Annotated in this window: 17 protein-coding genes and 1 pseudogene; 10 read left to right on the forward strand and 8 right to left on the reverse strand. The window is 71.3% G+C overall.

Going from position 1 to position 24,309, the window contains the following annotated elements; translation table 11 throughout:
* Window positions 1-412 precede the first annotated feature (412 nt).
* Window positions 413-862, forward strand: coding sequence for a PTS glucose transporter subunit IIA (locus AB0N16_RS13625; RefSeq protein WP_365796224.1), 450 nt, complete (start codon window positions 413-415; stop codon window positions 860-862).
* A 96-nt stretch (window positions 863-958) separates the two neighbouring features.
* A complete protein-coding gene (gene ptsP / locus AB0N16_RS13630) occupies window positions 959-2,629 on the forward strand; it encodes a phosphoenolpyruvate--protein phosphotransferase (protein WP_365796226.1) in 1,671 nt (556 codons plus the stop codon).
* 68 nt (window positions 2,630-2,697) lie between these two features.
* Here ptsP and AB0N16_RS13635 read toward each other — a convergent pair whose 3' ends face one another.
* A complete protein-coding gene (locus tag AB0N16_RS13635; RefSeq protein WP_365796228.1) occupies window positions 2,698-3,591 on the reverse strand; it encodes a hypothetical protein in 894 nt (297 codons plus the stop codon).
* Window positions 3,592-3,684: 93 nt separating this feature from the next.
* Here AB0N16_RS13635 and AB0N16_RS13640 point away from each other — a divergent pair, with 93 nt between their 5' ends.
* On the forward strand, window positions 3,685-3,954 hold the full coding sequence (locus AB0N16_RS13640; RefSeq protein WP_365796230.1) for a hypothetical protein: 270 nt from the start codon (window positions 3,685-3,687) through the stop codon (window positions 3,952-3,954).
* 17 nt (window positions 3,955-3,971) lie between these two features.
* On the opposite strand, the gene AB0N16_RS13645 is transcribed toward AB0N16_RS13640, so the two are convergent.
* A complete protein-coding gene (locus tag AB0N16_RS13645) occupies window positions 3,972-5,939 on the reverse strand; it encodes an acetoacetate--CoA ligase (protein WP_365796232.1) in 1,968 nt (655 codons plus the stop codon).
* 212 nt (window positions 5,940-6,151) lie between these two features.
* On the opposite strand from AB0N16_RS13645, the gene AB0N16_RS13650 reads away from it, so the two are divergent.
* Window positions 6,152-8,512 (forward strand): glycoside hydrolase family 31 protein, encoded by a 2,361-nt coding sequence (locus AB0N16_RS13650; RefSeq protein ID WP_365796234.1) that lies wholly within the window; start codon window positions 6,152-6,154, stop codon window positions 8,510-8,512.
* Between the two features lie 10 nt (window positions 8,513-8,522).
* Here the strand turns inward: AB0N16_RS13650 and AB0N16_RS13655 are convergent, their stop codons facing one another.
* Complete coding sequence (locus AB0N16_RS13655; protein WP_365796236.1) at window positions 8,523-9,056, reverse strand: NUDIX domain-containing protein; 534 nt, start codon at window positions 9,054-9,056, stop codon at window positions 8,523-8,525.
* A gap of 186 nt (window positions 9,057-9,242) precedes the next feature.
* On the opposite strand from AB0N16_RS13655, the gene AB0N16_RS13660 reads away from it, so the two are divergent.
* The 5 genes from AB0N16_RS13660 (at window position 9,243) to glpK (ending at window position 15,279) form a co-directional block, all read left to right on the forward strand.
* A complete protein-coding gene (locus tag AB0N16_RS13660) occupies window positions 9,243-9,689 on the forward strand; it encodes a zinc ribbon domain-containing protein (protein WP_365796238.1) in 447 nt (148 codons plus the stop codon).
* Complete coding sequence (locus tag AB0N16_RS13665; RefSeq protein ID WP_365796240.1) at window positions 9,686-10,876, forward strand: lipid-transfer protein; 1,191 nt, start codon at window positions 9,686-9,688, stop codon at window positions 10,874-10,876. Before AB0N16_RS13660 ends, AB0N16_RS13665 begins: the two co-directional genes overlap by 4 nt.
* 112 nt (window positions 10,877-10,988) lie before the next feature.
* Window positions 10,989-12,632, forward strand: coding sequence for a GGDEF domain-containing protein (locus AB0N16_RS13670; RefSeq protein WP_365796242.1), 1,644 nt, complete (start codon window positions 10,989-10,991; stop codon window positions 12,630-12,632).
* A gap of 307 nt (window positions 12,633-12,939) precedes the next feature.
* Complete coding sequence (locus tag AB0N16_RS13675; protein ID WP_365796244.1) at window positions 12,940-13,677, forward strand: MIP/aquaporin family protein; 738 nt, start codon at window positions 12,940-12,942, stop codon at window positions 13,675-13,677.
* 84 nt (window positions 13,678-13,761) lie between these two features.
* Complete coding sequence (gene glpK, locus AB0N16_RS13680) at window positions 13,762-15,279, forward strand: glycerol kinase GlpK (protein WP_365796246.1); 1,518 nt, start codon at window positions 13,762-13,764, stop codon at window positions 15,277-15,279.
* A 62-nt stretch (window positions 15,280-15,341) separates the two neighbouring features.
* Here glpK and AB0N16_RS13685 read toward each other — a convergent pair whose 3' ends face one another.
* From AB0N16_RS13685 to AB0N16_RS13705, 5 genes and pseudogenes are all read right to left on the reverse strand, one after another.
* Window positions 15,342-15,947 carry an ATP/GTP-binding protein gene (locus AB0N16_RS13685; protein ID WP_365796248.1) on the reverse strand — a complete coding sequence of 202 codons (606 nt, stop codon included), beginning with the start codon at window positions 15,945-15,947 and terminating at the stop codon, window positions 15,342-15,344.
* Window positions 15,928-19,600 (reverse strand): annotated as a pseudogene (locus AB0N16_RS13690) (hydantoinase B/oxoprolinase family protein). The gene AB0N16_RS13685 and the pseudogene AB0N16_RS13690 overlap by 20 nt, the downstream one beginning before the upstream one ends.
* Window positions 19,601-19,624: 24 nt before the next feature.
* Window positions 19,625-20,020: a DUF742 domain-containing protein gene (locus AB0N16_RS13695; protein ID WP_365796250.1), complete on the reverse strand. Its 396-nt coding sequence runs from the start codon at window positions 20,018-20,020 to the stop codon at window positions 19,625-19,627.
* Between the two features lie 9 nt (window positions 20,021-20,029).
* Window positions 20,030-20,464, reverse strand: a complete 435-nt coding sequence (locus AB0N16_RS13700) for a roadblock/LC7 domain-containing protein (protein WP_365796252.1) — start codon at window positions 20,462-20,464, stop codon at window positions 20,030-20,032.
* Complete coding sequence (locus tag AB0N16_RS13705) at window positions 20,461-23,295, reverse strand: nitrate- and nitrite sensing domain-containing protein (protein WP_365796254.1); 2,835 nt, start codon at window positions 23,293-23,295, stop codon at window positions 20,461-20,463. The genes AB0N16_RS13700 and AB0N16_RS13705 overlap by 4 nt, the downstream gene beginning before the upstream one ends.
* Before the next feature lie 436 nt (window positions 23,296-23,731).
* On the opposite strand from AB0N16_RS13705, the gene AB0N16_RS13710 reads away from it, so the two are divergent.
* Complete coding sequence (locus AB0N16_RS13710) at window positions 23,732-24,280, forward strand: hypothetical protein (RefSeq protein WP_365796256.1); 549 nt, start codon at window positions 23,732-23,734, stop codon at window positions 24,278-24,280.
* The last annotated feature ends 29 nt before the right edge of the window (window positions 24,281-24,309 follow it).

The raw sequence follows: 24,309 nt of genomic DNA on the forward strand, positions 1-24,309 counted from the left end.
CTGGCGTTGACTTTTGGCACGCTGTTGAGTTCTCAAGGAACGGTCGCTTCCTTTGTACTCACCCTCTCGGGCTTTCCTCCGGGCTTCCCTTCGGTGTTCCAAACTCTATCAGTGTTTTTCCGGCCCCCTGACCACCTTCCCGCAGACATGCGGAAGGTGATCCCGAGTTAGGATCTGACAAATTTGGGTGCTGCTAAGCAAGGACGCTTTATCGCGCCGCTCGGCCTCAAGCAGGAGTACAACTGTACACGGAGCCTCCGAGCGCGTGCAAATCCATTAGGCTGGTGGTCTAGACCACTAGCTGGTAGCTTCCATGCGGAACCGCCACTTCATATGACATACGCTGCTGCTCAGTGCCGTCCGGAACAAGCAGTGACGGCCCGTAAGCAGCTCCATCTCTGGGAGGCTTCCCATGACCACCGTGACGTCCCCTCTGGCAGGACGCGCCATCGGGCTGGCCGCCGTGCCGGATCCGGTCTTCTCCGGGGCCATGGTCGGCCCGGGCACAGCGATCGACCCCGCGCGTGAGCCTTCCGAAGTCGTGGCGCCTGTGGACGGCGTCATCGTCTCCCTTCACCCACATGCCTTCGTCGTCGTCGACGAGAGCGGCCACGGTGTACTCACCCACCTCGGTATCGACACGGTGCAGCTCAACGGCCAGGGTTTCGAACTCCTCGTCAACAAGGGCGACACCGTGACCCGCGGCCAGGGCATCATCCGCTGGAACCCGGCCGAGGTCGAGGCCGCCGGCAAGTCCCCGGTGTGCCCTGTCGTGGCCCTGGAGGCCACGGCCGACTCCCTTTCCGACGTCCGTGACGACGGTGATGTGAAGGCCGGCGACAGCCTCTTCGTCTGGAACTGACGACCTCGCCGCCGTCCCGTCGCATGACCGGAGAAGGCGGCGCCCACGACAACCATCGCGGCGGCGGGACCCGCCGCACTATCGGAGACGGGTGAGATGGAGACAACGCTGCGAGGCGTCGGCGTGAGCCACGGTGTGGCGATCGGCGAGGTTCGGCACATGGGAACGGCGGTGCTGGAGCCGCCTGCCAAGCAGATTCCGGCGGAAGAGGCGGAGCGTGAGCCGGGGCGTGCCCGGCAGGCCGTGGAGGCCGTGGCGGCCGACCTGATGGCGCGGGGCAACCTGGCCGGCGGTGAGGCCCAGGCGGTGCTTGAGGCGCAGGCCATGATGGCCCAGGACCCGGAGTTGATGGCCGACGTGGAGCGGCGGATCGCCGTCGGCAGCACCGCCGAGCGTGCCGTGTACGACGCGTTCGCCGCCTACCGCGAACTGCTGGCCGGGGCCGGCGAGTACCTGGCCGGCCGCGTGGCCGACCTGGACGATGTGCGGAATCGTATCGTCGCCCGGCTGCTGGGGGTTCCGATGCCGGGTGTCCCCGACAGCGACGAGCCCTACGTGCTGGTCGCGCGGGATCTGGCGCCGGCGGACACCGCGTTGCTGGACCCGACTCTGGTGCTCGGTTTCGTGACCGAGGAGGGTGGGCCGACGAGTCACAGCGCGATCCTGGCGCGGGCGCTCGGGGTGCCGGCCGTGGTGGCGCTGCCGGGCGCCGGTGAGCTCCTCGAGGGCACGGTGATCGCCGTCGACGGCAGCACCGGTGACATCTTCGTGAACCCGAGTGCGGAGAAGAAGGCCGAGTTGGAGACCGCGGCCGCCGAACGCAAGGCCGCGCTGACCGCCTCGACCGGTCCGGGTGTCACCGCCGACGGGCACAAGGTGCCGCTGCTGGCCAACGTGGGCGGACCGGCGGATGTGCCGGCGGCCGTGGCGGCCGGTGCCGAGGGCGTGGGTCTGTTCCGTACCGAGTTCCTGTTCCTGGACGACAGCAAGAACGCGCCGTCCGAGGAGAAGCAGGTCGAGGCCTACCGTCAGGTACTGGAGGCCTTCCCGGAGGGCCGGGTCGTCGTGCGGGTGCTGGACGCGGGCGCGGACAAGCCCCTGGACTTCCTGACTCCTGCGGATGAGCCCAACCCGGCGCTGGGCGTGCGCGGTCTGCGGACACTGCTGGACCACCCCGACGTGCTGCGCACGCAGCTGACCGCGTTGGCGAAGGCGGCCGAGGGACTGCCCGTCTACCTTGAGGTCATGGCGCCCATGGTGGCGGACCGTACCGATGCCAAGGCGTTCGCGGACGCCTGCCGGGAGGCGGGGCTGCGAGCCAAGTTCGGCGCGATGGTGGAGATTCCGTCCGCCGCGCTGCGGGCGCGTTCGATCCTCCAGGAAGTCGAGTTCCTGTCGCTGGGCACCAACGACCTGGCGCAGTACACGTTCGCTGCGGACCGTCAGGTCGGTGCGGTGTCCCGGCTGCAGGACCCGTGGCAGCCCGCGCTGCTCGACCTGGTCGCGCTGTCCGCGGAGGCGGCGAAGGCCGAGGGCAAGAGCTGTGGAGTCTGCGGCGAGGCCGCGTCCGATCCGCTGTTGGCGTGTGTGCTGACGGGTCTGGGTGTCACCTCCCTCTCCATGGGTGCGGCGTCGATTCCCTATGTCCGGGCGGCGCTGGCCAAGTACACGCTGGCCCAGTGCGAGCGGGCCGCTTCCGCCGCGCGTGCCGCGGACAGCGCGGACGAGGCCCGTGCGGCGGCTCAGGCGGTGCTGTCCGGCGAATAGCCGGGCGCGGCCGATCAGCTGTCCTTCCGGGGGCGCTCCACCTGCGGGTGGGGCGCCCCCGGTGCGTTTCAGTGGTGGTGGCCCGGTGTCGTCTCCTGGTCGCCCAGGTCGGGCGGTGTGCAGTAGTCGACGTCTGACTCCGGGGAGATGAGGTCGCCGGACTCGACGTCGGTGCAGTAGGCGTCGAAGACCTCGGCCGCGGTGAGGGGTGCGAGGCGGTCGCCGCGCAGTCGCCAGCCGTAGACGCGGTCGGCGGTGCCGGGGGCGCTGGTGCGCATGACGAGTCCGCCGGGGCTGCGGGTGGCGAGGCCGAGGGCGAGGACGCTGGTGAATTCGAGGGCTTCGGCTTCGTCGAGGTGGGTGGTGCCCTCGGTGTCCTGGTCGGCGTGGAGGACGGTGACGAGCGTTTCGGGTGGTCCGGAGACGCTGCACACGAGGTGCCGGTCACCAGGTGGGGCGGCGTCGAGGATGCGGCTGAGGAGGTGGGAGGCGCGGGCGAAGGCGGCGCGCCCGATGTCCTCGCCGCAGGTGGGGCAGGGGCCGAGGCGCGCCAGGAGGGTACTCGCGTACTCCCAGGTGGCCTGGCGTACCGCTTCGTCGACGAGGACGGGGACGAGGTCGGTGAGGGGTCGGCCGTCGTAGGGGACGGTGGCGCCGGTGGCCGCGAGTTCGGCGGTGAAGCGGGTGCGGCTCGCGGGGTTGTCCGGGTCGAGTCCGGTGTCCGTGCAGAACTCGGCGTATTCCTCGGGGTCGAAGAGCGCGAGTGTGGTGTGGGTGCCTTCCGCGGCGCGGGTCCTGAGGAGGGCTTCGATCTGGCCCAGGTAGGTGGGATGGTCGTCGAAGGTGAAGGTGCGGTAGCGCCGCATGGCGCGGAAGTCGTGTTCGTCGGTCAGCAGGCCGATGGTGCCGGCGATTTCGCGGCGCAGGACGCGTCGCATGACCCGGTGGTCGGTGTGCGCCATGTTTCCCCCTGTGAGAGCGGTCGATCAATGCTCACTCACAGTAACCGGCGCCACTGACAATGAGGGTTGCGGAAGTCGGCCAGGGACCAGGCGGTGCCGAAATCCGCAGGTCAGCGCGATGGCGGCACCGAATGCGATCGGGACATAGCCGGCGGGCGTCCGGATCCCGCCCTGCTCCCCGGCCTGGTGCCGCCCTCACGGCACTCCCCCGGCGCCCGGTCGCACCGCTCGATGCCCCGGCTCGCCCGGCTGGAGGAGGCCGTGCGGATCTCGACCGCCGGTCTGGAGCCGGCCGACGCGGTGCGGCCGGCCTCGGACTTCGCCGCCGTACTGGGCGAGTCCGAGGCCTCCTACGGCGGGTGAGCGCGCCGCTGGGAGGGTCAGGCGCGCTTGCGGGCCAGCTCCTCGTAGAAGCTCAGCAGGTCCAGGTTGTCGATGGAGCCGGGGTTGACGGCCTTCTCCAGGGGTGCGCCCTGGAGAAGGCGCTTGACCGGGACCTCGATGCGCTTGCCGGTGAGGGTGTGCGGGACGCCGGGGACCTCGATGATCTCGTCGGGGACATGGCGCGGCGAGAGCTGTTCGCGGATGGCCTGCTTGACGCGGTTCAGCAGGGCCTCGTCGAGGACGGCGCCCGGGGCCAGGTGGACGAACAGGGGCATCCAGTAGCCGCCGTCGGGCTGTTCGATGCCGATGACGAGGGATTCCCTGATCTCGGGGAGGCGCTCGACGACCTCGTAGATGTCGGCCGAACCCATCCGTACGCCCTGGCGGTTGAGGGTTGAGTCGGAGCGGCCGTGGATGATCACCGAGCCGCGGGAGGTGACGGTGATCCAGTCGCCGTGCCGCCAGACGCCGGGATACATGTCGAAGTAGCTGTCGTGGTAGCGGCTGCCGTCGGGGTCGTTCCAGAAGTGGATCGGCATCGAGGGCATGGGGTTGGTGACGACCAGTTCACCGACCTCGTCGATGACGGGGTCGCCGTTCGGGTCCCAGGCCTGGAGACCGGTCCCGAGGCAGGGTGCCTGGAGTTCGCCGGTGTAGACCGGGAGGGTGGGTACGGCGCCCGCGAAGCAGGAGCACACGTCGGTGCCGCCGCTGACGGAGGCGATCCACAGGTCGTCGCGGACCTCGTCGTGCAGCCAGCGGAAGCCGTCCGGGGGCAGTGGTGAGCCGGTGGTGGCGACACACCGCACCTGGGACAGGTCGAAGTCGCGGGCGGGGTGCACGCCGGCCTTGCGGCAGGCCATCACGTAGGCGGCGGAGGTGCCGTAGAGGGTGGCCCCGGTGCGTTCGGCGACCCGCCACTGGGCGCCGGTGTCGGGGTAGCCGGGGCTGCCGTCGTACAGGACGATCGTGCTGCCCGTGAGGAGGCCGGAGACGAGGAAGTTCCACATCATCCAGCCGGTCGAGGTGTACCAGAAGAAACGGTCCTCGGGGCCCAGGTCGCAGTGCAGGCCGAGCTGTTTGAGGTGTTCGACCAGGATGCCGCCCTGGGACTGGACGATGGCCTTGGGCAGGCCGGTGGTGCCGGAGGAGTACAGCACCCACAAGGGGTGCTCGAAGGGGACCTGTTCGAACTCGGGCTCGGTGTCGGCGGAGGTCAGGGCCGACCACTCCAGGGCGCCTTCGGGGGCGGCGGTGCCGAGCAGCGGGATGTGGACGACGGCGCGCAGGGTGGGCAGTTCGCGGCGGAGTTCGGCGACGATCTCGCGGCGGTCGTGTTCCTTGCCGCCGTAGCGGTAGCCGTCGACGGTGAACAGGACGACGGGTTCGACCTGCTGGAAGCGGTCCAGGACGCTGCGGGCGCCGAAGTCGGGGGCGCAGGAGGTCCACACGGCGCCCACGGCGGCGGTGGCCAGAAGGGCGACCACGGCCTGCGGGATGTTCGGGAGGTAGCCGCTGACGCGGTCTCCCGGGCGGACTCCGAGGGCGCGGAGTTCGGCGGCCAGGGAGCCCACCTGGCGGCGCAGCTCGGACCAGGTGACCGGCAGCGGTTCGTGGGTCTCGTCGACGTACAGGAGCGCGGGTTCGTCCGCGCGGGTGGCGGCGGCGCGCAGGGCGTGCTCGGCGTAGTTCAGCGTCGCGCCGGGAAACCATTCGGCGCCGGGCATCGTGCGGTCGCCGAGCACGCGCGCGTAGGGCGTCGAGAACCGGACGTCGAACCACTCCGTGACGGCCTTCCAGAACGTGTCCAGATGGTCGACGGACCAGCGGTGCAGTGCCGGGTACCCGCCCTCCGCGGGGGCTCCGTGGTGTTCCGCCGCCCAGATCTGGAACCTGGTGATGTGTGCCTGGGCGATCCGTTGCGGATCGGGTTGCCAGAGCGGTTGGGGGTTCGCTGTCGACATGGGGCGGCTCCCGGGCTTCTGCGCTGGTGTGCGTCGGGCGCGCACGGGCTGGGGTGTGCGCGTACGCGGCTGACAGGGACGATGCCATGTGATCGACTTCTACACCAGGGTGCGCTCCACATAGTCCGTGTCGTGAAGATGTGGTCCCGGCACGGGTGAACGGCAGTTGAACGGCACGCGCGTGTGGAGCGCCGAGTGGCAGGGTGAGCAGCATGGACGGTCGTGACCTGGTGCGTTCGGTGAGAGTGGTCGGTTCGAGGAAGGCGGCTCAGGGGTTGCGTACCGTACGGGCGGCGTGGCGCAGGAGGCGGATCGACGCCGCCGGGCTGCCCGCGCGGGGGGCCGAGCGCGCCCGGGTGCCGGGGCCGGTGCGGGACGCGGAGCCGGGACCGGGGGGTGGTGTCATCCGCTTCAGCCGGTCCGAGCTGCGGATCACGGTCGCCGTGAACGGGGCGGTCTTCTGGGGCTGGGACGGGGCCGGTCCCGAGCCGTCGTACGCGCTCGCGGGCCGCTGTCCGGAGCCGGATCCGCGGGCGGTCCTCGAACCGGACACGGACGGCGGCTGGCGGGTCGTGGCGGAGCGGGTGACGGTCAGCGTCTCGCGGCACGGCGCGGTGGAGGTGTGCACGCCCGGTGGTGTGATGCTGCGGCGGGACCTGCCGCCCCGCTGGTGGGAGCCCGTGGCCGGGGGCCCGGCGCGCTGGGTGCAGCGGTCGGAGGTCGCCGCGGACGCGCGGTTCTTCGGTCTCGGCGGGCGTGCCTCGGGGCCGCGGCTGCGCGACGGCACGTACCGCCTGTGGAACACCGACCCCGGCCTTGCCTTCGGGTCCGATGACGATCCGCTTTACATCACCATGCCGGTGCAGCTGGTGGTGGCGGACGCGGCCGTGCACCTGGTGTTCCACGACACCTCGTGGGACGGCACGGTGACCCTCCGGGAGGGCGAGGAGGGTGCCGGTTCCGGCCATGACCGGACCGGGCGGTGCGAGCTGCGGATGGACGGGGGTCCGCTGCGTTGCTGGGTGATGGTGGGCACGCCCGCGCGCGTGCTGCACACCTGGGCCTCGCTCACGGGCGCGCCCGCCCTGCCGCCGGCATGGGCGCTGGGTCATCACCACGCACGCTGGGGTTTCGGCAGCGAGCAAGAGGTCCGGCGGGTCGTCGGCGGTTACCAGGAACGTGGTCTGCCGCTGGACGCCGTCCATCTGGACATCGACCACTACGACGCCCATCAGGTGTTCACCGTCGACCACGAACACTTCCCGAAGCTGCCGACGCTGTCCGAGGAGCTGCGGCGGGACGGGATCCGGCTGGTGTCGATCGTGGACCCGGCGGTGAAGGCCACGCCGGGCAACGCGGTCTACGACAGCGGGACGGACGTCGACGCCTTTGTGCGGGATCCGGCGGGGCGGTTGGTGGAGGGTGTGCTGTGGCCCGGCGAGGCGGTCTATCCCGACTTCACGCACGCGCGCGTGCGCAAGTGGTGGGGCGGGCTGTACGAGGAGCGGCTCGCGCTGGGCTTCGCCGGGTTCTGGCACGACATGAACGAGCCGACGTCCTTCACCGCCTTCGGCGAGTCCACCCTGCCGCGCGCGTCACGGCACGCCCTGGAGGGGCGCGGCGGCGACCATCGGGAGGCGCACAACGTCTACGCGCTCTGCATGGCGCGGGCGGCCTACGAAGGGCTGCGCGAACTGGCGCCCAAGGAGCGGCCGTTCCTGTTCTCCCGCTCCGGCTGGGCCGGCCTGCAGCGTTACGGGGGCGCCTGGTCCGGTGATGTCGCGACCGGCTGGCCGGGGCTACGCGCGTCCCTGTCGCTGGTGCTGGGGCTCGGGCTGTGCGGGGTGCCGTACTCCGGGCCGGATGTGGGCGGTTACGACGGGAGCCCGTCGCCCGAGCTGTTTCTGCGCTGGTTCCAGCTGGGCGCCTATCTGCCGCTGTTCCGCACGCACGCGAGCATGCGGGCGGGGCGCAGGGAACCGTGGGAGTTCGGGGCCGAGGTGCTGGAGCACGCGCGCGTGGCTCTCCTGGAACGGCGGCGCCTGCTGCCGTACTTCATGACGCTGGCGCATCTGGCCCGGCGGACCGGCGCGCCCTATGTGCGGCCCCTGTGGTGGGGTGCGCCGGAGGACCGGGCGCTGCGCGACTGCGAGGACGCGTTCCTGCTGGGCGACGGTCTGCTGGTGGCTCCGGTGCTGGATCCGGGCGCCGACAGGCGTGCGGTGCAGCTGCCCCGCGGGCGCTGGTACGACACGCTGACGGAGCGGGCGTACGAGGGGCCGGGGCAGGTGCTCGTGGACGCTCCGCTGTCGCGGATTCCGGTGCTCGCGCGCGCGGGTGCCGTCCTTCCCGTGCGGGACGAGGACGGCGGTGTGTGCCTGGAGGTGTGGGCGCCCGCCCGGGGCCGGACCGGGGGCGGGCTGTTCGTGCCGGACGCGGGCGACGGCTGGGACGAGCCGGAGATCGAGCGTTACGTCGCCCGCTGGGAGAACCGGCGGGTGGTGGTGAGACGGGAGGGGGTCAACGGCGGGGGCGAACCGCCGCATCCGGTGCGCATCCGGGGGCTGGGGTGAGCCGGAGGGCTCAGTAGCGGCCCTCGAACCACGCGCGTACGGCCACGCTGTGCAGCGGGAAGGCGAGTTCCTCGGGCCTGCGCAGCAGGTGCCAGCCCTCCGTCTCGTCCGTGATACGGGACGGCGGGAGTCCTTCTGCCGGGCGCTCCGGGAGAAGTCCGAACAGCAGGAGGTGCCCGTCGGGTGAGCTCATGGCGTCGGCGAGCCGTACGTCCCGCACGGCCGCGTCGAGGCCGGTCTCCTCCTTGAGTTCGCGCACGACGGCGTGCCGCCAGTCCTCACGGTCGTCGACGTAGCCGCCGGGCAGCGCCGTGCCGCCTCGCGCGGGGGCGACGGTCCGGGTGATGACGATCAGGGCGGTGCCCTTCGTGTCGTACACGGGCTGGAGGGCGATCGCCACCGGCAGCGGGTTGCGGTAGGCGACGTGGCCGCAGACCGGGCAGGTGCGCGGCCAGCCGGAGACTCCCGCTCCATAGGGCGCTCCGCAGCTCGAACAGTGCGAGTCCGGAGCGGAGTTGACAGGTGGGTGCTGATTTTCGGACACGCGCGGACTTTATCCGATCACGAAGGCGACGTCTTACGGTCGGGGGAACGTCTTGTTCCGGAAGTGAACCGATGCCGACGGCCAGGAACGGACAGCGGGATGTGGCCCGAGGGCGCGGCCTGCCCAATCGCGGCGACCCGTGACACACTTCTGACGTCCCGTCAGATCCCGTGCCCTGGAGGAGCTTTGTCGCGTACACGCACGCCTGCGGTCGAGGGCTGGTTCACGGGCGAGGGGGACGGGTTCCGGCTCCTGGGCACCCGTTGCGCGGCCTGCGCCTCGGTCTTCTTCCCGCGAGAGGACGCCCACTGCCGCAATCCCGGATGCGTGGGCGGCGACCTGGCGGAGGTCGCGCTCTCACGCCGCGGGCGGATCTGGTCGTACACCGACAGCCGCTACCGGCCGCCGTCACCCTATGTGACCGATCCGGAACTTCCGTGGGAACCGTACGCGTTGATCGCTGTGGAGCTGGAGTCCGAGCGGATCGTGGTGCTGGGGCAGGCGGTTCCCAGGATCACCGTCGCCGATCTGGCGGTGGGCATGGAGGTCGAGGTCGTCCCCGGAGTGCTGAGCGAGGACGCGGAGACGGCCTGGACGACCTGGCACTGGCGACCGACAGGGGTGACGGCATGACGGCGGACGTGGCGGTGCTCGGCGTGGGCATGCACCCGTGGGGCAAGTGGGGGCGCAGCTTCGTCGAGTACGGGACGGCGGCGGCCCGCGCGGCCCTTGCGGACGCGGGACTGCGATGGCGGGACATCGGCTCCGTCGTGGGCGCGGACACGGTGCGTGGCGGCTATCCCGGCTACGTCGCGGGCGCGACCTTCGCCAAGGCGCTGGGCTGGCAGGGGGCGCGCGTCGCGAGCGTGTACGCGGCATGCGCGTCCGGGGCGCAGGCGATCGCCGCGGCGCGTGCGCAGATCCTGGCGGGGCTCGCGGACGTGGTGCTCGTGGTGGGCGCGGACGCGGCGCCCAAGGGCTTCTTCCGGCCCGCCGGAGGGGACCGCCCCGAGGATCCCGACTGGCTGCGCTTCCGGCTGCTGGGCGCGACCAATCCCACGTACTTCGGGCTGTACGCGCGCCGGCGGATGGCGGTGTTCGGGGACACCTTGGAGGACTTCGCGCTGGTCAAGGTGAAGAACGCGGCCCTGGGCGTGCTCAATCCGTACGCTCGTTACCGCGAGCGGGTCACCGCCGAGCAGGTCGCGGCCTCCCAGGTGGTCGCCGATCCGCTGCGGCTGCTGGACATCTGCGCGACCTCCGACGGCGGAGCAGCGCTGGTGCTGTCCAGCCTGGAGTTCGCGCGTCGGCACGGTGCGGCCCGGCCGGTGCGGATCCGTGCGGTGTCCACGGTCACACCGCGCTATCCGAACACGGTGCTGGACCTGCCGGACATCGCCACGGACTCCGCGGCGGCGGTCGAGCCCCCGGCGGAGCCCTTCCGGGCCTCGATCACACGCGCCGCCTACGAGGAGGCGGGCATCGGCCCCGAGGAGCTCTCCCTGGCGGAGGTGTACGACCTGTCCACCGCACTGGAGTTGCAGTGGTACGAGGACCTGGGGCTGTGCGGCGAGGGCGAGGCGGCCAAACTGCTGCGCGAGGGGGCGACAGCCCTGGGCGGGCGGATACCCGTCAACGCCAGCGGTGGGCTCGCCTCCTTCGGGGAGGCGGTGCCGGCCCAGGCGATCGCCCAGGTCTGCGAGCTGACCTGGCAGCTGAGAGACGCTGCGGGCGAACGTCAGGTGGCGCAGGCGCGCGTGGGGATCACGGCCAATCAGGGGCTGTTCGGACACGGCTCGTCCGTGATAGCGGTGCGCTGACGGGACAGGTGTGACAGCAGAGGTCGCACACCGTGCGTGACCACCCCGAAATGGTGCGTGAACGTCTTATGAACTGCCCCTGGGCGTACGCCGATGACGTCATCATGCTGCCGTGCGCTCCTGGACGGATGCTCTCCGTTTCGCCTTCCAGCCCGTGGTCAATCTGACGACCGGCGGGATCGCCGCACTGGAGATCCTTGCCCGCCCCGAGACCGGCGACATCCTCGCCGAAGCCCGCCGCAACCCCGAACTCGACGGCAGGGTGGCCGTGTTGGCCCTCCGCGCGGCCGCCCGCAAGGAAGCGCTGCTGCCGCTGCACATCAACGTGTTCGCGGCCACGCTCGCCGACCTGGGCGGCATCGGCCCACTGCCCGGGGCCATCCGCGAAGCCGGACGGATGCCCTGGGAGGTGACCCTGGACATCGTGCCGCCGTACACGCACGTGCCGCAGCGGGCCCTGCTGGAGGCCGTGGCGACGCTGCGCGGCCAGGGCTTCCGGATCAGCGCCGACGGCATCGGCGACGGAGACGTGCCCCTGCGGCTGCTCACCGACCTCTCCCCCGACCTGATCAAGCTCGACGCCTCACTGCTCGGCCGGCCGGCCGCGGTACGGGCGATGCGGACCCTGTGCGAGGAACTCGGCGCCCTGCTGGCCGTCGAGGGCGTGGAGAGCGAACTTCAGTACGAGGCCGCTCTGTCGGCCGGAGCCCAGCTGGCCCAGGGCGAGTTGTTCGCGCCGCCGGCCCGGATCCCGGTGGCGGACGTGTACGTTCCGCCGCGCTCGGCCGCCACCGTGTCCCCGCCCCGCTCCGGGCCGTCGGTGCGGGAGTTCATCCGGCCCGCCGCGCTGCTCCCGGTCACCGCGTCCGCGTTGCAGGTGCGGGCCCTGCTGACCGGTTCCCCGGATGTCTCCGGCGTCCTCCTGGTGGACCAGACGGGCGCCCCGGTCCGCTCGGTGCACCGCTCCCGCTTCCTGCTGTCGATGTCCGGCCGCTACGGCCACGCCCTGTACGCCGACCGCCCGGCCTTCAAGCTCGGCGACGCACCGCGCACGGTCGGCGTCGACGCGACCGCGTGGGAGGTCCTGGACGTGGTGGCCGTCGGCGGCCGGGACCGCACCTCGGACGATGTGGCGGTCGTCGACCGGCTCGGGCGCTGCGTGGGCGTCGTACGGCTCGCCGATCTGGTACGCGCCCTCGCCGAGACCCGCGTCGAGGAGGCGGCAGGACTCAATCCGCTGACCCGGCTGCCCGGTTCGGACGCGATCACGGGCGAGACGGACCGGTGGATCGCGGAAGGCCGCGTCTTCGCCCTGAGCTGGCTGGACATCGACCACTTCAAGCAGGTCAACGACGGCGCCGGGTTCGCGGCGGGCGACGAGCTGATCCGTGCGGTGGGACAGGCTCTCCAGCAGGCCGTGGCCGGGCACGCGCGCGTGGGGCACATCGGCGGGGACGACTTCCTGGTGCTCGCCGACGAGGAGGGGCTGAACCGGCTGGTGACCGACGTGCTCGACGCGCCCTGGTCCGCGGGCGGCCGTCCCGTCACGCTGTCCCTGGCCACCGTCGTGTGCGGCCCCGGCGGTGTGGCCGACCACCGGGAGGCGGCCGCGTGTCTGGCGCCGCTCAAGAAGGCGGCCAAGGCGCTGCACGGGGCGAGTTGGGTGCTGGGGCGGGCGGGACTGCCCGGCCACGAGATCCGGCGCGGCTCGGGCGCGTATCCGGCCCAGGCCGGCTACGTGGCGGTGGAGCCGTGAGAGCTGTCTCCCGGCGAGTTGCCTGTCATCGTTGACGTCGGCGACCTTGACGCTCCCTGAGTGCCGGTGAAAACTTCCGGTGTCGGTCGACATCGCCGTACATTCTCGGCGTAATCAGGCACTGCGCCGTGGGCCGCTCCTGTTCTGAGGCCCGCTCCCCCATGGGCGATTCGGCTGCTACGGCACGCTCGTCACTGACGCCGGGCGGGGCGCGGGACTTTCCCTGCCTTCGGCTGACGTCGCCAAGGGAACCGTTCCTGCTCAATGCGCCGGGGTCGATCCTCCGGCCAGCGCCCTAGGAGCCGCCATGAGCAACGGAGACATATTCGTCGGCGAAGTCATCGGCACGGCCATCCTGATCCTCTTCGGTGCCGGTGTCTGCGCCGCCGTCACCCTCAGACACTCCAAGGCGAGAGCGGCCGGGTGGGTGGTGATCGCGTTCGGCTGGGGATTCGGCGTCCTGGCCGGCGCCTACACCGCCGCTCCGCTCTCCGGCGGCCAGCTCAACCCCGCCGTCACCATCGGCATCGCCGTCGACACCGGCGAGTGGGGCAAGGTCTGGGTCTACCTGCTCGGCCAGTTCGTCGGCGCGATCCTCGGCGCCGTTCTGACGTACCTCGTCTACCTGGCCCAGTTCCAGGCCAACGTGCCCGACGAGGACACCGCGGAGGAGCCGACACCGACGCTCGGCATCTTCTCCACCATCCCGGAGATCCGGAACCCGGTCGCCAACCTCATCACCGAGATCATCGCGACGATCGCGCTGGTCCTGCCGATCCTCGCGTTCGGGCTGACCAAGGGGCTCGGCGAGTCCGGCACCACCGTGCTGATCGTCTCGCTGCTCGTCGTCGGGATCGGGCTGTCCCTGGGTGGGCCCACGGGCTACGCCATCAACCCGACGCGCGACCTCGGCCCCCGGATCGTGCACACCTTCCTGCCGATCCCGAACAAGGGCACCTCCGACTGGGGTTACGCCTGGATCCCGGTCGTCGGCCCCCTGGTCGGCGGGGCGCTCGCGGGCCTCATCTACAACGTCGCCTTCTGAATCGCGTTTCTTTGAAACGCGGTCTTGCGAAACGCGGCCTTCCGATCCCACGCAGCCTTCCGACCCAGCCACCGAGGGGTAGCCATGACGGACACCGCCGAGAGGTACGTCGCCGCAATCGACCAGGGCACCACGTCGAGCCGCTGCATCATCTTCGACCACGGCGGCGCGATCGTCGCCGTCGACCAGCGCGAGCACCGGCAGATCTTCCCCAAGCCGGGCTGGGTGGAGCACGACGCCACCGAGATCTGGTCCAAGGTGCAGGCCGTGGTCGCCGGGGCGCTCGCCAACGCGGGGCTGCGCGCCGACCAGCTGAGCGCGCTCGGCATCACCAACCAGCGCGAGACCACGGTCCTGTGGGACCGCGCCACCGGCAAGCCCGTGCACAACGCGATCGTCTGGCAGGACACCCGTACCGCGGCCCTGTGCAACGAACTCGGCGGCAGCGACGGCCAGGACCGGTTCCGCGACCAGACCGGGCTGCCCCTGGCCAGCTACTTCTCCGGGCCCAAGGCGGCCTGGCTGCTGGACAACGTGCCCGGGCTCCGGGACCGGGCCGAGCGCGGTGAGATCGCCTTCGGGACCATCGACTCCTGGCTGATCTGGAACCTCACCGGCGGCGTCGAGGGCGGCCGGCACGTCACCGACGTCACCAACGCCGGGCGGACCATGCTGATGAACCTGGAGTCCCTCCAGTGGGACACCTCCATCCTGTCCGCGATGAACGTCCCCGCGGCGGTCCTGCCCGAGATCAGGTCCTCCGCCGAGGTGTACGGCACCGCCGTCGGCCAGCTCGCCGGGGTACCGGTGGCGTCCGCGCTGGGCGACCAGCAGGCGGCGGTCTTCGGGCAGGCCTGCTACGACGTCGGCACGGCGAAGAACACCTACGGGACGGGCAGTTTCCTGCTGCTCAACACCGGTGACCGGCCGGTGCCGTCCAAGAACGGGCTGCTGACGACGATGGGCTACAAGATCGGCGACGAGGCACCGGTGTACTGCCTGGAGGGCTCGATCGCCATCACGGGCGCGCTCGTCCAGTGGTTCCGGGACCAGCTCGGCATCATCCGCTCCGCCGACGAGATCGAGACCCTGGCCGCGAGCGTCGACGACAACGGCGGCGCCTACATCGTGCCCGCCTTCTCCGGCCTGTTCGCGCCCTATTGGCGCTCGGACGCGCGCGGGGTCGTCACCGGCCTCACCCGGTACGTCACGAAGGCACATCTCGCGCGCGCGGTCCTGGAGGCGACCAGCTGGCAGACGCGGGAGGTCGTGGACGCCATGTACCAGGACTCCGGGGTGCAGATCACGACCCTGAAGGTGGACGGCGGCATGACCAAGAACAACCTGCTGATGCAGCACCAGGCCGACGTCCTCGGGGTGCCGGTGATCCGGCCACGGGTCTCGGAGACGACCTGCCTGGGCGCCGCCTACGCGGCCGGCCTCGCGACCGGCGTGTGGAACGACCTCGACGAGCTCAAGTCGCACTGGCAGAAGGACGTGGAGTGGACGCCGGCCATGGAGGCGGCAGTGCGCGACAGGGAGTACGCGAACTGGCGCAAGGCCGTGGAGAAGAGCTTCGGCTGGCTGGAGGACGGCGAGTAGCCGCCCGCCCCGGGACCACGGCCCGTACCCCGGTCGGCGGGGGTACGGGCCGTGCCGGCGCCTCAGGTGGTGACGGTCTGCCGGTGGCCCGCCGCGTACGCCATCGCGTGCTGGACGACGCCGATGAGCACCTTCTTGACCGACTCGCGGTCCCGGGCGTCGCACAGCAGGACCGGTACGTCCGCGTCGAGGTCGAGAGCCTTGCGGATGTCCTCGGCCGGGTAACGGTCCGCCCCCTCGAAGCAGTTGACGCCGACCAGGAACGGTATGGAGCGCCGCTCGAAGTAGTCGACGGCCGCGAAGCAGTCCTCCAGCCGGCGCGTGTCGGCGAGCACGACGGCGCCCAGCGCGCCCTCGGACAGCTCGTCCCACATGAACCAGAACCGCTCCTGCCCCGGCGTACCGAACAGGTACAGCACCAGGTCCTCGCGCAGGGTGATGCGGCCGAAGTCCATGGCGACGGTGGTGGTGTGCTTGCCCTCGACGCCGTTGGTGTCGTCGACCGGTCGCCCGGCCTCCGTGAGCACCTCCTCGGTGCGCAGCGGCCTGATCTCGCTCACCGCGCCGACCAGGGTCGTCTTGCCCACGCCGAAGCCGCCGGCCACGAGGATCTTGAGCGTGACGGGCTCGACCGGGGGCTTGCCGCGCTCAGATCGCCCGAAGATCATCGATCTCTTCTCCTGCTTGATGAGGGTCGCTTGATGGGGTCTGGTGACGGGCTTCCGTATCCGCCGCCACCCGGGGTTTCGATGACCAGTACGTCGTCCGCGCCGACGTCCGCGCTGTCGCTGCCGCCGAGCTCGGTGACCGTGCCGTCGGCCCGCTCCACCCGGTTGGCGCCGAGCCCGCCGGGTGCGCCGCCCGCCATGCCGTACGGCGGCACGCGGCGGTGCTGGGACAGGGTGGAGACGGTCATGGGTTCGAGGAAGCGGATGCGGCGCACCGCGCCGTCCCCGCCGCGCCAGCGGCCCGTGCCGCCGCTGCCCCGCCGTACGGCGAACTCGTCGAGGCGGACGGGCAGTCGCCACTCCAGGACTTCCGGATCGGTGAGCCGGGAGTTGGTCATATGGGTCTGTACGACGCTCGCGCCGGGGAACCCGTCGCCCGCTCCGGATCCGGAGGCGACGGTCTCGTAGTACTGGTGGCGCTCGTTGCCGAAGGTGACGTTGTTCATGGTGCCGGAGCCCTCGGCCTGGACACGGAGCGCCGCGTAGAGGGCGCCCGTGATGGCCTGGGAGGTCTCGACGTTGCCCGCGACGACGGCGGCCGGCGGCTCGGGGGCGAGCATCGATCCGGGTGGTACGACGATGTCCAGTGGGCGCAGGCAGCCGTCGTTGAGCGGGATGTCGTCGGCGACCAGGGTGCGGAAGACGTACAGCACGGCCGCGTTGACGACGGCGAACGGGGCGTTGAAGTTGGTGTCCAGCTGCGCGGAGGTGCCCGTGAAGTCGATGGTGGCGCGCCGGTCGTCGCGGTCCACGCGCACGCGTACGCGGATGACGGCGCCGGAGTCGGTCTCGTAGGCGTACTCACCGTCGTCCAGGGCGTCGATGACGCGGCGGACCGCTTCCTCCGCGTTGTCCTGGACGTGGCGCATGTAGGCCTGGACGACGTCGAGGCCGAACTCCTCGATCATGCGGCCGACTTCGTCGACGCCCTTGCGGTTGGCGGCGATCTGGGCACGCAGGTCGGCGAGGTTGGTGCGGATGTTGCGGGAGGGGTAGCGGGCCTCGGCGAGCAGCCGCCGGGTCTCGGTCTCACGGAACCGGCCGTTCTCGGCGAGGAGCCAGTTGTCGAAGAGGACGCCCTCCTCGTCGATGGTGCGGCTGTCGGCGGGCATCGAGCCGGGGGCGATACCGCCGATCTCGGCGTGGTGGCCGCGGGAGGCGACGTAGAAGAGGATCTCGGGTGCCGCGCCGGGGTCACCCTCCGTGTCCGCCGTGCCGTCGGTGCCATCAGTGCCGAAGACCGGGGTGATCACGGTGACGTCGGGCAGATGGGTGCCGCCGTGGTACGGGTCGTTCACGGCGTAGGTGTCGCCGGGGCGCATCGAGGTGCCGCGGCGGCGGATGACCTCTTTCACGCTGGTCCCCATGGACCCCAGGTGGACGGGGATGTGCGGGGCGTTGGCCACCAGGTTCCCGTCCGGGTCGAACAGGGCGCAGGAGAAGTCCAGGCGTTCCTTGATGTTGACGGACTGTGCCGTCGACTCCAGCCGGGCGCCCATCTGTTCGGCGATCGACATGAAGAGGTTGTTGAAGACCTCCAGCAGAACCGGATCCGCTTCCGTGCCGAGATCGGAACTCTGCGTAACCGCCGCGCGTTCCATGACCAGATGCCCGTCGTCGGTCGCCGCGGCCCGCCAGCCGTCGTCGACGACGGTCGTGGCGCCGGACTCGGTGATGATCGCCGGGCCGGTGACCGACCCGCCGGGGGGAAGATCCTCGCGGCGGTGGAGGGGTACGTCGTGCCAGGCGCCACCGGTGTGGAGGCGGACGGTTTCCGGGTCGGCGGGACGGCCTTCGTACGGGGCGAGGGCGGAGAGATCGGGGGGGTGGGTGATGCCGGTGGCTTCCACGGAGAGGGCTTCGACGACGACCGGACGGTCGAGCGTGAAGGAGTACGTGGCCCGATGACGTTCTTCGAAGGCGTGTTTCATCGCGTCGGGCTCGGTGAGCTCGACGGTGAGAGTGGTGTCGGTGCCGTCGTAGCGGAGCTGGGCGCGGCGGGTGATTTCGATGCGGTCCTCCGGGACGTCCTCGGCGAGGAGTTCGGAGCGGGCCGCGGCCTCCAGGTCGTCGGCGGTCTTGCGGACGCCCGGCATGGCGGCGGGCTCCAGGGGAGCCTCGACGGACTGTTCGCGCATGGCGGTGGTGTCGGCGAGGCCGATGCCGAGCGCGGACAGGACGCCCGCCATGGGCGGCACCAGGACCGTGCGGATACCGAGCGAGTCGGCGACCATGCACGCGTGCTGGCCGCCGGCCCCGCCGAAGGTGGTGAGGGCGTAGCGGGTGACGTCGTGGCCCTTCTGGACGGAGATCCGCTTCACCGCGTTGGCGATGTTGGCCACGGCGACGCTGAGGTAGCCCTCGGCGACCTGTTCCGGGGTGCGGTCGTCGCCGGTCTGTTCGCGGATCTCCCGCGCGAGGCCGGTGAAGCGGTCGCGGACGAGGCCGGCGTCGAGGGGCTGGTCGCCGTCGGGTCCGAACACATGAGGGAAGTGGGCGGGCTGGATCCGGCCGAGCATGACGTTGGCGTCGGTCACCGTGAGCGGGCCGCCACCCCGGTAGCAGGCCGGGCCGGGGTCGGCGCCGGCCGAGTCGGGGCCGACCCGGTAGCGGGAGCCGTCGAAGTGCAGCACCGAGCCGCCGCCCGCGGCGACGGTGTGGATGTCCAGCATGGGGGCGCGCAGCCGGACGCCCGCGATCTGGGTGGTGAAGACCCGTTCGTACTCGCCGGCGAAGTGGGAGACGTCGGTGGAGGTGCCGCCCATGTCGAAGCCGATGACCCGGTCGAAGCCGGCGAGCTGCGACATCCGGGCCATGCCGACGATCCCTCCGGCAGGTCCGGAGAGGATGGCGTCCTTGCCGCGGAACTGCCCGGCCTCGGCGAGCCCGCCGTTGGACTGCATGAACATCAGCCGTACGCCTTCGAGTTCGTCGGCGACATGGCGGACGTAGCGGCGCAGTACGGGCGACAGGTAGGCGTCGACGACGGCGGTGTCGCCGCGCGGGACGAGCTTCATCAGCGGGCTGACCTCGCTGGACAGCGAGATCTGCGAGAAGCCGGTGCGGGCGGCCAGCGCGCCGATCGCCTGCTCGTGGGCCGGGTGGAGATGGCTGTGCATACAGACCACGGCGACGGCCCGGATACCGTCGTCGTACGCCTCCCGGAGCGGGCCCGCCAGGGCGTCCAGGTCGGGGGCGCGCAGGACGGTGCCGTCCGCGGCGATGCGCTCGTCGACCTCGACGACCCGTTCGTACAGCAGCTCGGGCAGATCGATGCGGCGGGCGAAGATGCGGGGGCGGTTCTGGTAGGCGATGCGCAGGGCGTCGCGGAAGCCCCGGGTGATGACGAGCAGGGTGCGCTCGCCCTTGCGTTCCAGCAGCGCGTTGGTGGCGACCGTGGTACCCATGCGGACGGCGTCGACCTGGTCGCCGGAGCCTTCGAGCAGCTCACGCACGCCTGCCACCGCGGCGTCGGCGTACCGTGCGGGGTTGTCGGAGAGCAGCTTGTGGGTAAGCAGCCGGCCGTCCGGGCGTCGCGCGACGACGTCGGTGAACGTACCGCCGCGGTCGACCCAGAACTGCCAGCCTGTCACGTCACTTCTCCGCATCCGCGCCGGTCACAGCGCCCGGAGGCCGTTGATCACGTCGCGCAGAATACTCTCGTCCACCAGCTCGGCCGGAGGGACCGGCCGGTTGACATGGACGAGTTCCCCGTCGACGAGGTCGCCGATGAGGACCCGGACCACTCCGACGGGCAGATCGAGTCCGGAAGCCAGTTCGGCGACCGACTGCGGGGTGTCACGGCACAGCTCGACGATGTCCACGTGCTCCGGGGACAGCGTCCGGTCGTCCTCCGGGTCGTCCGCGTGGGCCTCCGTGACGACCACCGCGATCAGATCGAGGCGGTGCTGGGCCGCACTGGTGGTGCGGCCCCGCGTCATGGCGTACGGACGGACGACCGGTCCGGCCTCGTCGTCGAACCAGTGACTTCTTCCCTGACCGTCTCCGCTCATGTCATCCCACTACCCGCCCGAGGGCAGATCGGTGCGCGGAGCGGACACCAGATGTACGCCGACCCGCTTGACCAGGAGGGTCATCTCGTACGCGACCTGGCCGACGTCGGAGTCGGCGTCGGAGAGGACGGCCAGGCAGCTGCCGTCGCCGGCGGCGGTGACGAACAGGAAGGCGTCGTCGAGCTCGACGACGGTCTGCCGGACGCTGCCGGCCTCGAAGTGTCGGCCCACGCCCTTGGCGAGGCTGTGGAAGCCGGAGGCCACGGCAGCCAGGTGCTCGCCGTCCTCTCTGGTGAGGTCCTTGGAGACACCGGTTGCCAGGCCGTCGCCGGAGAGCACCACGGCCTTGCGGATACTGGCGACCCGGTCCACCAGGTCGTCCAGCAGCCAGTTCAGCTCGCCCTTGTTCGTCGCCGTGTGGCCGGTCGCCTTCGGATCGGTCATCGACCGTCCCCCTTTTTCGTTCCTTGTGCTGTGCCGTCCCGGGACCCGTCGCCCGCGGTGTTCTCCGCCCGGCCGCGCTGCCAGCCTCGCTGGAGCGAGGCCATGCGGCTGCGGACCTCGTCGGCGTCGCGCTCGACGGGCTCCGGCTCGTGCCCGGCGGCTCGGGCGGGGTCCTGTCGCAGCTGTGGGGCCAGGTTGGCCTGCCGTACCCGCCTGGGCAGCGGCCGGGTGCCGGATGCGGCCTCCGGGGGTGTGCTGCCGAGGGGCGGGACGGAGTCGTCGGTGCCGCTGCCGGAGGCGATCGCGGAGCGGCGGGTGCGCCGGGGCAGGGCGGCCGGCCCGGAGGGTTCGTCCGGGCCGCCGGCCTCGGGCGCCGTGCGTGGCTGGACGCCGTCGGCCGGGCCGCCGGTGCGCTGCTGGGACGGCTCGGTGCGGCGGCGGGAGGGCAGCGGGGCGAGTCCGCCCGGTTCGGGCCGGCCCGCGTCCGCCGGGTCCCGGTCGTCCGGTTCGGCGCGGCGGGAGCGCTGCTCGGTGACGGGCTTGCCGTGCGAGCTGACCAGCTTGGGCGTACTCCGTCTGGGCAGCGGCAGGGGGCCACCGGGACGCTCGTAGCGGGAGCCGTCCGCGGTGTCGGAGGCGGGCTGACGCAGCTCGCTGACGACGGGCGCGGTGTCGTCGTCGGCGCGGGCGAGGGAGCGGCGGGGTCGGAACAGACCGCCGCGCTCGCTGTCCTCTTCGGTGAGGGCGCCCGGGAAGTCGTCCAGCGCGTCCAGGTCGACGGGTGCCTCCAGCTCGACCGGTCCGCCCAGCAGCGCGGTCGGCAGCCCGGGGCGCTGCGCCGACATCTGGGTCCGGGTGGTGGCGCGGCTCTCCTCGGGTTCGGTCTCCGAGGCGGGCCGCTCGCGGTCGAGGCGGAAGCCGAGCCCGTTGGTATCGGGGATGTCGTCGGTCAGCAGTACGTCGGGGATGAAGACGACGGCGGTGGTGCCTCCGTAGGGGGACGGCTGGAGGGAGACCCGGACGTTCTGGCGCTGGGCGAGGCGGCTGACCACGAACAGGCCGAGCCGGTCGGTGTCGGAGAGTTCGAACTCGGGGGTCTCGGCGAGCCGCAGGTTGGCGTCGAGGAGTGCCTCGGCCGCCATGCCGAGACCCCGGTCGTGGATCTCCAGGGTGAAGCCGTTGGCGACCCGCTCACCGAGGACCTGAACGGCGGTGTGCGGCGGCGAGAACACCGTGGAGTTCTCCAGGAGTTCGGCCACGAGGTGGGTGAGGTCGGCGACGGCGGGGCCGGTGACGGCGACCCGGGGCAGCCGGCGGACCTCGATGCGCTCGTAGTCCTCGACCTCGGCCACGGCGGCACGCACCACGTCCATCAGCTGGACGGGGCGGCGCCACTGCCGCGAGGGGGCGGCGCCGGAGAGGATCACCAGGCCCTCGGCGTGCCGGCGCATGCGGGTGGTGAGGTGGTCGAGGCGGAAGAGGTCGGCGAGTTCGTCGGTGTCCTCGGTCCTGCGCTCCATGGTGTCGAGCAGGGTGAGCTGCTTGTGCAGCAGGACCTGGCTGCGGCGGGCCAGGTTGACGAAGACCTCGGAGACACCCGAGCGCAGTTCGGCCTGCTTGACGGCGGCCTCCACGGCGGCGCGCTGCAGGGTGTTGAGGGCCTGGCCGACCTCGCCGATCTCGTTCCTGTCGTACTCCAGGCGCGGGACCTCGGTCTCCACGTCGACCTGTTCACCCGCGGACAGCCGGCGCATCACGCTCGGCAGCCGGACCCCGGAGGCCTCGTGCGCCTCCTGGCGCAGCAGCCGCAGGTCGCGGATGAGGCTTCGGCCGACCCGGACCGACACGACCAGCGAGAACATCACGGCGACCATGCCCAGGACACCGACGACAGCCGCCTGGACGATCACGGAGACGGCGACGGGCCGGATGCGGTCCTGGTAGCGGTCACCGACCTGGTCGTCGAGGGTGCGCAGTTCGTCGAGCACATTGCCGGCGGCGGTGTCCCAGCTCCTGGCGCTGACGTCGTTCGGCACACCGGATCCGGCGTCGATCACGGACTGCTCCGCGGTCCGCAGCGGGGCGGTCGTGGCGTTCTTCCAGAAGCGGTCGAAGCGGTCGCGTTCCGACGACGGCAGCAGCGGCAGGTTGATGTCGTACAGGAGGGTGCGCTGGGCGACGAGGTCGGATATCTCCCGGGCCTCGGCGCGGGAGATCTTCCCGACCACGAGGGCGGAGCCGAGCAGAGCGTCCTCGCGGGAGAGGATTTCGCGGGCGCGGGTGATGTTGATGAGGGCCCGGGCCTGCTTGTCCATCTCGACGTCGTCGATCCCGCCGAGGGAGGCGAGCAGCGTGTAGCAGGGGTCGACGACGCGGTTGTAGAGGTCGAGGGCCTGGGCACGGCTGACGGTGCCCTGTTCGACGCTGCGGCGCAGGGCGTCGATGCCGTCGAACGCGTCCAGCACGGCGGTGAGGTGTTCGGCGTCGTCGGCGCTCATGCCGTCGCGGGCGTCCTGCTTCCCGGCGTTCTTCCTCAGTTCGGCGAGAGCGCGGTCGGTGGCGGCGCGGGTGCGGTGCAGGGCGGCGAGTGCGTCGGCGGCGCGCGGGTCGGCGAGATAGACGAGGGTCTGCCGGCGTTCCTGCTGGAGAACGCGGGCGGTGTCCTCGGTGGGGTAGCCGATGTCCTCGACGATGTGCGACACCTGGAACAGCTGGGTGACCTCACGCCCCGTGAGCACGGCCGCGAAGCCCCAGACGGCCGTCAGAGACACCAGCGGCACGAGAAGCAGCGCCACGATCTTCCGGCGGATCGACTTCCCGCGAAAGCGCATGGCCTCCCCCAGCTCGACCCCCGCCGGCCGGGGGTACACATGTACGTCAACAAACGGCGCGAGCCTACTACCGCCACATGGATAACTCGAAGACGCGTCCGGACGATGAACTTCCGCCTGGGGGCCGGGACATGGGGAACTGACAGGGAGAGATGTCCGGGCATTGCGGGAGATTGCCACCACGATCGCGCCGACTTCGCGTGTGTGGGGGCGGGAACGACACGAAGGATCAGTTGGCCGGAAATTTTCACTGGTTGGGAATCATCGGGCGAGTTCGTTCGTCCTTGTTGATGGGCGAGGGGTGCGAAATCAGCCACAGGAGCCGTATCTCGCATCCGGGCAGCGTAAAACAGCGCAAGCCGGGCAGCCACTGGGGAGCCGGGGTCGTCGGACACCGGTGCGAGGGGGTCTGTCGGCGGTGGGGAGTGACACCTTGATGGGGACGGCTCAGCGGCGCTTGGCGCCCGAGGACGGCACGGCGACTCGCTCGACGGTGCGTCCGGGGCCCGAGGCGCCGGACGGCGGCTTTTCGCCGCGCCTCGGCGACGAGGGGCTCTCCGGTGCGCTGGCGCGCACGCAACAGCAGGCGCGGTACCGGCCGTTGTGGGTGGAGGAGCCCGCCAAGCGGTACCGGATGCCGGATCCGGTGCGTACGTCGGCGGTGCGGGCGCTCATCATCATCGCCGTCACGCTGATCCAGGCCATGGTGGCGTTCTTCTGCACGATGGCGGAGTCCTGGCTGGCGTTCCCGATGGTGATCAGCAGCGTGGCGAGCACGGTGGTCGCTACCTGGGGCGCGGTGGACGTCCTGGTGACCCGTCAGGTGTGGAACCAGCGCAACGGCGTGATCTCGGAGCCGAGCAGCACGGCACGCTCGCTCCGCCGCGAGCGGCGCGCGGCCCGGCGGCAGCAGCGGGCCGCCGAGCGCGAACAGGAGCGGATACGGCGGCATGGCGGCAGCACCGGGCGGCTGTCCCACCCCTGAGGCCGGCCCCCACCCTTGCAGGGCGGGGG

The organism is Streptomyces sp. NPDC051105, from assembly GCF_040682795.1.
In the GTDB taxonomy this organism is placed as follows: Bacteria; Actinomycetota; Actinomycetes; order Streptomycetales; family Streptomycetaceae; genus Streptomyces.